We start from the raw sequence: 11,527 nt of genomic DNA on the forward strand, positions 1-11,527 counted from the left end.
TCATCCGCATGTTTTATATAGGAGTGATGGATATACTTAGTGGGAGTATATCCATCATTGCCATAGGTAACAGCCTTTAGCTAAAACTTTGACTGGACTCGATTGGAAAGCCCTTGAGGAATTCGCTGGCAGGCAGTCGTTTGCCTCCCGGCTTTTGTAACTCTGTCAGACGCAGGCTCTGAGTACCGCAGGCGACAAGGACGCCTTCCTGTGCGTTGGCGCTGATGATGCTGCTAGGCGGTTTTCCTGAGGTGACATCGACGGCTTGTGCATGCCAGATTTTGACAGTTGTGCCAGCGATCGTGGCGTGCGCTCCCGGGAAGGGATTGAAGGCACGAATTTTTCTGTCGAGTTGTTCTGCGGGCAAATTGAAATCCAGGCCAGCTTCTTCTTTGCTGATTTTGGCTGCATAGGTAACACCTTGCTCTGGTTGTACCGTCGCGGGTATTGCACCTTGTTGTAGCTGACGCAAAGTCTCTACGATCATTTCACCGCCGAGTTGCGCAAGCTTGTCATGCAGACTGCCGGTAGTGTCATCTGCGGCAATCGGAACGCTTTGCATGTGCAGCATCGGACCGGTGTCCAGTCCTTCTTCCATGTGCATAATCGTGATACCGGTTTGCTCATCGCCACTTTCGATGGCCCGATGGATGGGCGCGGCACCGCGCCAGCGTGGCAGCAAAGAGCCATGGATATTGATGCAGCCGAGGCGAGGGATATCCAGCACCGAGCGCGGCAGAATCAGTCCATACGCTGCTACCACCATGACATCATGCGGTGTATTGCGCAGCAACTCATGTGCTTCCTGTGCTGTGTCAGGATATTTTCCGTCGAGTTTTAATGATATCGGCTGTGCCACCGGAATATCGTATTGCAACGCAAATTGTTTGACCGCCGAAGCGTGTAATTGCATACCCCGGCCAGCTGGACGGTCGGGTTGCGTCAGTACCAGCGGAACCGTGAAGCCCGCAGCATGGATGGCCTGTAAAGCAACCGCGGCAAATTCAGGCGTGCCAGCGAAGATGACGCGCATCAGCGACCTTTCGCTTTGCTGCGCTGCTCTTCGCGTTCTTCTTTGATCATCTTGGTTTTGATGCGATTACGCTTTAAAGGCGATAAATATTCAACAAAGACTTTGCCTTTGAGATGATCCATTTCATGCTGGATACAGACGGCCAGCAAGCCATCTGCATGGAGTTCAAATGGTTTGCCGTCGACATCAAACGCACGGACTTTGACCTCGGCAGGACGTTCGACACCGTCGTAAATGCCGGGAACGGACAGACAGCCTTCGTCGTAAACTTTCTTTTCTTCACTGGCCCAGATGATTTCCGGGTTGATGAATACCTGCAATTCGGTATTGGTTTCTGAGGTGTCGATGACCACCAGTTGTTCATGTACATCGACTTGCGAGGCAGCCAGGCCGACGCCCGGTGCGTCGTACATGGTGTCGGCCATATCGGCGGCCAGTTGCTTGATGCGGTCGTCAAAAATGCTGACGGGCTTGGCCACTTTATGCAAACGTGGATCGGGATAACGCAGGATATTTAGTATAGACATAAGGCTTTTCACAACAACGATAGGGCGTTGCGATGCGGTTTTTCTTGCTACTTCAATGATTTATAGGCAAAATTTGATTCACTTTGGCAAGTTAGTGCCTGCCTATTCGCTTCATCATCCTGCAGCATGCATCGGACAACATTCATGAAAAAGTTTAGCACAATCGCCTTGCTTATCGCTGCCGCCTTCCCAGTTATGGCAAGTTCTCAGGCTTTCGCGCAAGAAGCTGTCAACGCAGCCAAGGCGGGTAAATGCACATTTTTGCCCGATGCACCGGACAAACATGTGGTGGTGAAGGGCGATACGCTGTGGGATATTTCGGCCAAATTTTTGAGCAATCCATGGTGCTGGCCTGAAGTCTGGGGCATGAATCGCGACGAAATCCGTAATCCGCACTGGATCTATCCCAACCAGATCGTGTACTTTGACCGCGTCAATGGCCGCCTGCGTTTGGGGCAGACTGTCGGTGGCTCGGGTGCCGATGGCTCGGCTAAAGATGGCGGCAGACTGCAACCTCAGGTTCGCACTGAAGATACCGGTAAAAATGCGATTACTGCAATACCGTCGAATCTGATCGAACCATTTTTGTCGCAGCCTCTGGTCATAGAAAAAGACACCTTGCTGACCGCGCCACGCATCGTCGCAACCCAAGAGGGGCGTGTGATTCTGGCGAAGAATGATAAAGCCTATGTGCGCGGCGACCTGAAAGGCGGTACGTCATTCCAGGTATTCCGCCCAGGCGTTCCGCTCAAGGATCCTGAAAACAATACCGTGATTGGCTATGAAGCGGTCTATCTGGGCACATTGAAGCTGGAACGCACGGCGAAAACCCCTGATGGCGTGGATAGTTTTATTGTCGCCAGTGCCAAAGAAGAAATGGCCGTTGGTGACCGCCTGATGCCGATTCCGCCTACGCCGATCCAGAATTATGTACCGCATCCACCAGAGCGTGACGTACGTGCGCGTATCGTCTCGATTTATGGTGGCGTCAGTCAGGCGGGACAGAATCAGGTGGTCAGTATCAACAAGGGTGCGAGTGCTGGTCTGAATATCGGTACCGTACTGGAATTGTCCCGTTACGGAAAAATAATTCAGGACAAAACTGACGAGAAAAAACCGATTCGTCTGCCGGATGAGCACTACGGTAGTCTATTTATCTTCCGCGTTTTCGACAATATTTCTTATGGTCTGATTATGACGGTGACGGACACGGTTGCCGTTGGTGATCTGGCGACATCTCCAGAATAAACCGTCTGAAGCCGGGCCGTCAGTGACTCCACACAATGCGCTTGCCAGCGACTGGGCGGAGTGGCTGCGGCTAGAACAGACGCCCGGCGTCGGTCCCGAAACAGCACGTCAGCTATTGGCAGCGTTTGGGTTACCTTCACAAATTTTTGCCGCCGACTTTACGACTCTCAGTAAAGTTGTTTCTGCCAAAGTCGCTAAAGCCCTTTTGCAACCCGACTCCGGGCAATTGCAGCAGCGTATCGAGCTAACTCGGACCTGGTGCGCTCAACCAGGTAATCAGGTATTGACCTGGGCGGATGCCAATTATCCGCGTGCTTTGCTCGATATCCCTGATCCTCCTGTGCTGATTTATGTCAAAGGCCGCCTGGCTTTGCTGGATGCGCCGACGATCGCGGTTGTGGGCAGCCGCAATGCAACTGCGCAAGGAATTCGTAACGCCGAGCAATTTTCTGAAGCCTTGAGCAAAGCCGGCTTGACGATCAGTTCCGGCATGGCTGCCGGGATCGATGCGGCAGCCCATCACGGCGCCTTACGCGGCGCGGGTTCAACCGTCGCGGTGATTGGTACCGGTGCTGATATTGTTTATCCAGCGCGCAACAGGGCGCTTGCTCACCTAATTGCTGATGGCGGATGTATTGTCAGTGAGTACCCGCTTGGCATGCCTGCGATTGCGTCTAACTTTCCGCGCCGCAACCGCCTGATTTCCGGTCTGGCAAAAGGCGTGCTGGTGATCGAGGCTGCCGCACAGTCGGGATCGCTGATTACGGCACGCATGGCTGCTGAGCAGGGGCGCGATGTATTCGCCATCCCCGGCTCTATTCATTCGCCGCTCGCCAAAGGTTGTCACCAGTTGATCAAGCAGGGCGCGAAGCTGGTGGATACGGCACAAGATATTTTAGACGAATTACGTTTTTTACCCCTGATGCGCCCGGTCGCTGCCTCGTCAACGCAGGCGACGTCGGCATCTTTGTCAGACATCGTAAGCGCGGATCAGCGTCTGCTGGATGCGATAGGCTATGACCCGGTTCATGTTGATCATCTGGTTGAGCGCATCGCGATGGATGTCGCAGAGCTGAGCGGTGTATTGTTGACACTAGAGCTCGATGGCCATATTGAGCAATTGCCAGGCGGAATGGTAAAGCGTATCGGTTAGTGATGCGTACACTCGACTTCGGAAAACAGATAATTTCGTCGACTAAACACCAGATCAGGGGGGGTATAGGTAAAAACAAGGCTTGAGCCGCATAGTTTGCAGCGTGCTGTTAAAATACTGGGATATAGTATCTTTAAATAAGCAAGTTCTGCCTGAAATCCGTTCAAACGGGGCTTGTTTCGAATTCTCCTTGAGGCTACAGTAACGACATGTTCGATATTCTTGTATACCTCTACGAAACCTATTACCGTCCAGATGCTTGTCCGGATACGGCGGTTTTAGCTAAAAAACTCTCTGCCGTCGGCTTTGAAGAAGATGAAATCTCCGAGGCGCTGGATTGGCTCACGGTACTGGCCGACACCACTAACGAATTAGATAAGTTGCCCGAGCAAGATGCGCTTGCCTCAAAAGGCTTCCGCGTCTATGCTGCCCGTGAAATTGCTGCCCTGGGTACGCCTGCAATGGGATTTCTGCATTTCCTCGAATCGGCTGGATTAATTAATTCACAACAACGTGAGATTGTCATTGAGCGCGCTGTTGCCATTCATGATTCGCCAGTTCCTCTGGATAAACTCAAAGTCATCGTATTGATGATGTTGTGGAGCCAGGGTAAAGAACCTGACATGCTGATGTTCGACGAGCTCCTGTTGTCGGACGAAGAAAGCGAGCCTCGTTTACTGCATTAGAGACAAAATGATCGCCATGTGCTGTTTTGTGGCTAAAAAAGCATCTCATTGCAGTTTTTTGTAGTTCACGTTTATCATTCGCCTTTAATATACCTGCTGACGCACATGCTTGGTGCGCCTGCCGCAATCCTGATTTAGGCAAGTCTTGCTTGGTTTGGCTACATTTGCCCCGATCGAGTCCGCCCCCATACAGAGTCAATATAGAAACGACTGAGAAATAACACCATGACCAAAACCCTCATCATTGCCGAGAAGCCTTCCGTCGCCAACGACATAGCGAAAACGTTGGGCGGCTTCACTAAACATGATGATTACTTTGAGTCTGACGACTACGTGCTGTCCTCGGCGGTTGGCCATTTGCTGGAAATCACGGTTCCGGAAGAGTACGACGTCAAACGCGGCAAATGGAGCTTCACGCATTTGCCGATGATCCCGCCGCATTTCGCGCTGAACCCGATTGCAAAAACAGAATCGCGCTTGAAAGTACTGAACAAGCTGATCAAGCGTAAAGACGTGACCGCCCTCATCAACGCCTGTGACGCGGGCCGCGAAGGGGAGCTGATTTTCCGTCTGATAGCACAGCATGCGAAGGCCAAGCAACCGGTCAGTCGCCTGTGGTTGCAGTCAATGACACCGGCCGCGATCCGTGAAGGTTTTACTAAGTTACGCAGCGACGAATCAATGCTGCCGCTGGCCGATGCCGCTCGTTGCCGCTCCGAGGCGGACTGGCTGATCGGTATCAATGGCACCCGCGCCATGACAGCTTTTAACTCCAAAGAAGGCGGTTTTTATCTGACCACCGTAGGCCGGGTGCAGACGCCAACATTGTCGATTGTGGTTGAGCGTGAAGAAAAGATTAAAAAATTCGTGTCCCGCGATTTCTGGGAGGTGCGTGCCGAATTCGTTTGTGCGGCCGGTATTTACGAAGGTCGCTGGTTAGATCATCAGTTTAAAAAAGACGAGCACGATACCGAGAGAAAAGCCGAACGCTTGTGGAGCAAAGCAGCCGCAGAATCGATAGTGGCGGCTTGTCGTGGCAAGCAGGGTAATGTCAGTGAAGAATCCAAGCCAGCGACGCAAATGGCGCCAGCTTTGTTTGATCTGACGAGTTTGCAGCGCGAGGCCAACTCACGTTTTGGCTTCTCCGCGAAAAACACCCTCGGTCTGGCGCAGGCTTTATATGAGAAGCACAAAGTGCTGACTTATCCACGTACCGATTCCCGTCATCTGCCAGAAGATTATCTGGACACGGTGAAACAGACGCTGGAAACAGTGTCAGAAAATAATAATTACTATCAATTCGCTGCTCAGATTTTGAACAACAACTGGGTCAAGCCGAATAAGCGGATTTTTGATAACGCCAAGATCAGTGATCACTTTGCGATCATTCCGACAGGTCAGGCGCCAAAGAATTTATCTGAGCCAGAGCAAAAATTATATGACTTGGTGACACGCCGCTTTATGTCGGTGTTTTTCCCCGCTGCGGAATTTCAGGTTACGACCCGCATTACCGAAGTATCCGGTCATCAGTTCAAGACCGAAGGTAAGGTCATGACCAACCCTGGCTGGCTGGCAATTTATGGTAAAGAAATTCTTGACGACAATGATCCCGAAAACAAAGGCAATCTGGTTGCAGTCGCCAAGGGAGAAAAAGTCAAAACTGAGAAAGTCACTGCCAATAGCCTGGTGACCAAACCGCCTGCCCGCTATTCAGAGGCGACCTTGTTGTCCGCAATGGAAGGCGCCGGCAAGCTGGTCGATGATGAAGGATTACGCGAGGCAATGGCTGGTAAGGGCTTGGGCACGCCTGCGACGCGTGCGGCCATTATTGAGGGTTTGCTCAATGAAAAATATCTGCTACGCGAGGGCCGTGAGTTAATGCCGACTGCCAAGGCGTTCCAGTTGATGACGCTGTTACGCGGACTCGGTGTGGACGAATTGACCTCGCCTGAATTGACCGGTGAGTGGGAGTACAAACTCTCGCAAATGGAGCGAGGCAAGATCAGCCGCGAAGAATTCATGCGCGAAATCGCCCAGATGACACAAATCATCGTGAAGCGCGCTAAGGAATATGATAACGACACCATTCCCGGTGACTATGCGACCTTACATACGCCTTGCCCGAACTGCGGCGGCGTTGTCAAAGAAAACTATCGTCGTTTTGCCTGTACTAAGTGCGAATTCTCGATGAGCAAGACGCCTGGCAGTCGCCAATTTGAGGTGGCTGAAGTTGAAGAGGTTCTGAGCAAGCGCGAAATCGGACCGCTGCAAGGTTTCCGTTCAAAAATGGGCAGACCTTTTGCGGCGATTCTGAAGATCGTGCGTGACGAAGAGCATAATAATTTCAAGCTGGAATTTGACTTTGGTCAGAACCAGGACGATGAGGATGCAGAGCCGGTCGATTTTACTGAACACACATCACTAGGCCCCTGTCCTAAATGCGGCAGCGGTGTGTATGAAATGGGATTGACCTATGTTTGCGAAAAAACCGTCGCCAAACCAAAGGCATGTGATTTCCGTAGTGGCCGCATCATTTTGCAGCAAGAGATTTTGCCTGAGCAAATGAGCAAGTTGCTCAACGACGGTAAAACCGATTTGCTGCCGGGCTTTATCTCGCAGCGCACACGCCGTCCGTTCAAGGCGTTTTTGGTGCGCGGTAAAGATGGCAAAGTCAGCTTCGAATTTGAAGAACGCAAAGCGAAAGCACCTGCTAAAGCAAAAGCGGCAGCTGCTTCTGATGAGGCCGTCGCGAAACCCGTCAAAGTGGCTGTAAAGGTGGCCGCCAAACCAGCTAAAAAAACGACGGCTACCAAGAAAAAAGTAGCTTGACGATATTTAACAAAAATTATTAGCGGTTCGTCCGTATTGCCATATACATAATATAAGTATCTGGTTTATAGTTTGGATTGTTCTCCATGCAAGCCGCCCTGGCTGAGACTCAAGGAAGAATATGGATCCAAATGGTTTACTGGCGACCACGCGCGCAGAATTTATGCGCGCCTTCATTGCTGCCGTTCAAAAAACTTTACCTCGTAGCATAGAAGAGCTATTTAATAAAGCAGACGCGAGCTACTCGTCGTCTGAGCAAAGCCGTTATCTGAATGCCCGCACCTTGTTGCAGGACAAGGGCGAGTTCCTGGTTCAGCAAATGGCGCATAGTATGGAACATCTGCTAAACCGCAGCTTCCAGACAACCTACAACACATTCCGGCCCTCATCTGCATTAGCTGCCAACGCTGACAGCCTGTCTTTAATTGACTCGTCGGCATTTGAAGATGAATTGCGCATTAACGATATTACCAAGCGCTTCCGCAGTGAGGCCGAAGAGCAGTTGCGTGACCTGAATATCCGTGTCGCTCTGCTATTTGAGCAAGACACCATCAAGGAGCGGGAAAACCCGTTTCGACCTTATCTGTTTTCGCGCTGCATCGCGTCTGCGCTTGAAAATTTTGGTCTGACTGCTGAGTTATCTGCTGTTTTGCTGGAGCAATTGGCATCCAGTTTTGCGAGCTTTGTTGTTGGTATTTACAAGGATGTGAATACGCATCTGGCACAACATGGCCTGGCTGCACAATTACAATTCAAGATAAAAAAATCGCCGACCTCGGTTGTTGGTGACACGCTGCCTGAAGAAGCTTTGGCCGAAGAAAGTGAAGAACAGGTTTTTCAGAATAGCCGCGCAAGAATGGATGCCGCCAATTATGATATTGGTGGTAAGTCCTATAACGTTGATGCAAGAGCCGTATCGACGGATACGCCGAAGCGCAGAATGGAGCAACTATTTGCGTCGGTACGTAGCATGGCATCGGGCGTTTCCAGACGTAACGCTGAGACGGCAACCGGTACTTCCGCTCAACAATCTGGCACTTATCCGTCTTCGCAAGAACCTTCGCCAGAAGATATGTCCCAGAGTAAATTTGGCTGGTTATCCGGAGGGCAGGCGGTTGGCAGTGTATTGAGAAAATTCTTTTCCAATGATGTTGCCTTACCCGAAGATCGTGCAGCCGCCGCGGGATTTCGTCATAGCGGTATGAACGGTATGTCGGGAATGCCGCATATGTCTGGAGGACATGAGCCGGATGCTTCCGTGTATGCCAATACTGCAGGACAGGCTGGCGATTATGCCTCGGCAGGCAATCCGGCGCATTCTGCAGCTCAGACCCAGACTGGCCAGGGAGTATCTCAGCATGGCCAGGCAGGCCATTCGCAGGCACATGGCGGCATGTCTGCAAACGGATCACCTCTTGCTCAGTCCGTACACGGCATGCAAAGAGCGCAAACACCTTTAACGACAGAGATGCTGGACGGACATGGTGAAGTACGTAATCTGATCCTGGAGCAAAGATCTGCATTAAACGAGATGACTAAGGATGTCGATGAGCAGATGACGATCGACATCGTGGCAATGCTGTTTGAATTTATTCTCAGAGATAATCAGGTTCCGGCAGAAATTCGCGCCCAGCTAGGTCGTTTGCAGTTTCTGGTATTGAAAGTGGCTTTGCGTGATACCTCTTTACTCACGCAAAAAGGCCATCCGGCACGTATGTTGGTGAACCGTATAGGCTCTATTTCCTTGGGCTTAAAACAGCTTGATCCTACTGGCGTACATATTACGGCGGAGATTTGCCGTATCGTTGAAGCGTTATTGCAGGATGATAGTGAGGGTGTGATTCTGTTCGCAAAAATGCTGGATGAATTCGATGCTTTTATCGCCAAAGAATTACGAGCCAGTGATAAAAATATCGAACGTACGATTGATGCCGTCGAGCAAGTTCAAAATCGTACCTTGCGGTTCGCGCACACTGCCGCACAGCTGGCCGAGGCCTTGCTTGGGCTGACGATTGATAGCTATCTGAAGGATTTTTTGGAAAATACCTGGGTGCATGCGATCGAGCAGGCTGAGCGCAAGGACGTTAAGCGCGCACGCCGCTACCGTTTGCTGGTTCCCGATCTGCTATGGAGCATTATTCCGAAACTGAAAGAAGATGACAAAACGCAGTTATTTGCTTTGCTGCCCATCATTCTTAATACGCTGAGAGAGGGATTGGCTCTGGTGAAGTGGGATCCGGTCGCGCAGCAAAAATTATTGAACTGGTTAGTTGATGCGCATACCAGTGTATTGAGGGCTTCGCATTCGCAGACGTTGACGCATGTACCAACCTTGTCAGCGATTCACGAGCATTTTACCAATTTTGTAAATAATCCCGAGGCTACGGAGCAAGAGACTAACGAATATAAGGATCTGGCTAAAAATCAGAAATATCTGGATCAGGCGATTAAAGATCTGGATCTCAAAGTGCAGATGCTGGATCAGGTGTTTGACCAGGAGCTGCCGCATGAGAGCAAAGATATTTTGTTGCGCGAGAACCAGGTTGAATTAACCCCAGCGCTGATTCAGGAGCGGCTACGCAGTGGCATTGCCTTAGAAATTAATCTTGGTGGAAAGCCTAGTCAAGGAAGGTTAAATTGGGTCAATCCTAATTTGAGTAATCTGGTTTTGAGTCTCGAAGGGCAGGATGAGCCATCGATGGTCAGCATCCGTATGTTCCAGCGCATGATGAACCATGGTCGCGTCCGCTTTATGGAAAAAGAACCTTTGTTCGAACGGGCAGTACAATCATTGCTGGTGTCTGCAGATCAGATGGATAAAACGCTGAGTGTGTAATTCTCGGCGTTTTATCTAGCGAAGTCATTGCCGACTGGGGAATACTTTCCTATTACTTCCCGCTTATTCTTTGCTCGAGTCGATGTCCGGTTCAAAAAAGCACCATTTTGCCTGCGGCCATTCTTTTTGCAGGCTTTCTTCTACTTCGTTAATCGCATCAATCAACGCCCGGTCAGATGTTTGTGGCTGCATTTTTGCTTGTACCGCAATCATTAACTGCTCACCCCATTGCAAGGTAATAAGGTTGATGACATGATCGACCTGAGGATGACTGTTTATATGGCTTTTGATCGCCGCATTGACTTCAGGTGCTGACGACTCACCAGTAATCATCGCCTTCACTTCTCTTATCACAAAGAAGGCGACCACCATTAAGAGAATACCCACCAGGATAGAGCCTGCCGCATCCCAAAAAGGATTGTCTGTTACAACCGTGAGCACGACAGCAAAAAAAGCGATCGCCAAACCAGCGAGCGCAGCGATATCCTCACCGGCAACCACCATAAGTTCGGATTGACGTGTTTCGCGAAACCATTTGAAGAAGGATTTGCCACCAGAAATTTTACGAATTTCCTTCATTGCACCATATAAAGAGAAGCCTTCAAGCAAAACTGAAATACCTAATACGGCGATTGCTACTAAGGGACTCTTTATTGGCTCGGGATGTTCGAGATGCTTAATGCCTTCAATGACGGAAAAAGCGCCGCCCATAAAAAACAGTAAAAGAGCTACCATCATTGCCCAAAAATAGACGACTCGACCGTAGCCCATAGGATGAGAGGCGTCTACGGGGCGCTGAGCCTCTTTTAGACCAACGAGTAAAAATATTTGATTGACGCAGTCTGCCAGGGAATGAATCGCCTCAGCAAGCATTGCGCCTGAGCCGGTAAAGGCAGCGGCGGCAAATTTTGAGATTGCGATACCGCCGTTAGCACCTAAGGCATAAAAAATTGCTTTAGTAGAACCTTCAGATTGGGAAGACATAGGTGACTTTGCAGTAAGTAGTAAACAAGCTGACAACATACCGACTTCTTAAGCAGGCTGCAACCAGTCAAGTCTGTACAAAATCATGTTTAATTACAAAAACGCTTGCCAATGGCGGAAGGAATTTGCTATAGTTCGGCTCCCGTCGAGAGGCGGGAAGGTAAGGAAGAGAAAGAGAAGCGGTTGATACGGATGTTAGAAGTGGGAGTTAGGGGCGCGTAAGCGTGTTTA

8 protein-coding genes are annotated in these 11,527 nt (G+C 50.4%); 5 read left to right on the plus strand and 3 right to left on the minus strand.

What is annotated here, in order from left to right; all coding sequences use genetic code 11:
• Positions 1–76 precede the first annotated feature (76 nt).
• Both fmt and def read right to left on the minus strand, forming a co-directional pair.
• Positions 77–1,033 carry a methionyl-tRNA formyltransferase gene (gene fmt, locus ACO0K4_RS04490; protein ID WP_422955393.1) on the minus strand — a complete coding sequence of 319 codons (957 nt, stop codon included), beginning with the start codon at positions 1,031–1,033 and terminating at the stop codon, positions 77–79.
• The gene (def, locus tag ACO0K4_RS04495; protein WP_422955394.1) at positions 1,033–1,560 is read right to left on the minus strand and encodes a peptide deformylase; all 528 of its coding nucleotides are present in this window, start codon (positions 1,558–1,560) and stop codon (positions 1,033–1,035) included. Before def ends, fmt begins: the two co-directional genes overlap by 1 nt.
• Before the next feature lie 144 nt (positions 1,561–1,704).
• On the opposite strand from def, the gene ACO0K4_RS04500 reads away from it, so the two are divergent.
• From ACO0K4_RS04500 to ACO0K4_RS04520, 5 genes are all read left to right on the plus strand, one after another.
• Positions 1,705–2,808 carry a LysM peptidoglycan-binding domain-containing protein gene (locus ACO0K4_RS04500; protein WP_422955395.1) on the plus strand — a complete coding sequence of 368 codons (1,104 nt, stop codon included), beginning with the start codon at positions 1,705–1,707 and terminating at the stop codon, positions 2,806–2,808.
• 22 nt (positions 2,809–2,830) lie between these two features.
• The gene (gene dprA, locus ACO0K4_RS04505) at positions 2,831–3,961 is read left to right on the plus strand and encodes a DNA-processing protein DprA (protein ID WP_422955396.1); all 1,131 of its coding nucleotides are present in this window, start codon (positions 2,831–2,833) and stop codon (positions 3,959–3,961) included.
• Positions 3,962–4,170: 209 nt separating this feature from the next.
• On the plus strand, positions 4,171–4,647 hold the full coding sequence (locus ACO0K4_RS04510; RefSeq protein ID WP_422955397.1) for a DUF494 family protein: 477 nt from the start codon (positions 4,171–4,173) through the stop codon (positions 4,645–4,647).
• Between the two features lie 225 nt (positions 4,648–4,872).
• A complete protein-coding gene (locus ACO0K4_RS04515; protein ID WP_422955398.1) occupies positions 4,873–7,476 on the plus strand; it encodes a DNA topoisomerase III in 2,604 nt (867 codons plus the stop codon).
• A 121-nt stretch (positions 7,477–7,597) separates the two neighbouring features.
• On the plus strand, positions 7,598–10,312 hold the full coding sequence (locus tag ACO0K4_RS04520) for a DUF1631 family protein (protein ID WP_422955399.1): 2,715 nt from the start codon (positions 7,598–7,600) through the stop codon (positions 10,310–10,312).
• Positions 10,313–10,375: 63 nt separating this feature from the next.
• On the opposite strand, the gene ACO0K4_RS04525 is transcribed toward ACO0K4_RS04520, so the two are convergent.
• On the minus strand, positions 10,376–11,296 hold the full coding sequence (locus ACO0K4_RS04525) for a cation diffusion facilitator family transporter (RefSeq protein WP_422955400.1): 921 nt from the start codon (positions 11,294–11,296) through the stop codon (positions 10,376–10,378).
• Between the last annotated feature and the right edge of the window lie 231 nt (positions 11,297–11,527).

The organism is Undibacterium sp. RuTC16W (genome assembly GCF_049339445.1).
In the GTDB taxonomy this organism is placed as follows: Bacteria; Pseudomonadota; Gammaproteobacteria; order Burkholderiales; family Burkholderiaceae_D; genus Undibacterium.

Excerpts from the sequence above, each read along its gene's own strand:
- fmt (WP_422955393.1), bottom strand. The coding sequence starts at position 1,033 with ATGCGCGTCATCTTCGCTGGCACGCCTGAATTTGCCGCGGTTGCTTTA.
- def (WP_422955394.1), bottom strand. The coding sequence starts at position 1,560 with ATGTCTATACTAAATATCCTGCGTTATCCCGATCCACGTTTGCATAAA.
- ACO0K4_RS04525 (WP_422955400.1), bottom strand. The coding sequence starts at position 11,296 with ATGTCTTCCCAATCTGAAGGTTCTACTAAAGCAATTTTTTATGCCTTA.
- ACO0K4_RS04515 (WP_422955398.1), top strand. The coding sequence starts at position 4,873 with ATGACCAAAACCCTCATCATTGCCGAGAAGCCTTCCGTCGCCAACGAC.
- ACO0K4_RS04510 (WP_422955397.1), top strand. The coding sequence starts at position 4,171 with ATGTTCGATATTCTTGTATACCTCTACGAAACCTATTACCGTCCAGAT.
- ACO0K4_RS04500 (WP_422955395.1), top strand. The coding sequence starts at position 1,705 with ATGAAAAAGTTTAGCACAATCGCCTTGCTTATCGCTGCCGCCTTCCCA.
- ACO0K4_RS04520 (WP_422955399.1), top strand. The coding sequence starts at position 7,598 with ATGGATCCAAATGGTTTACTGGCGACCACGCGCGCAGAATTTATGCGC.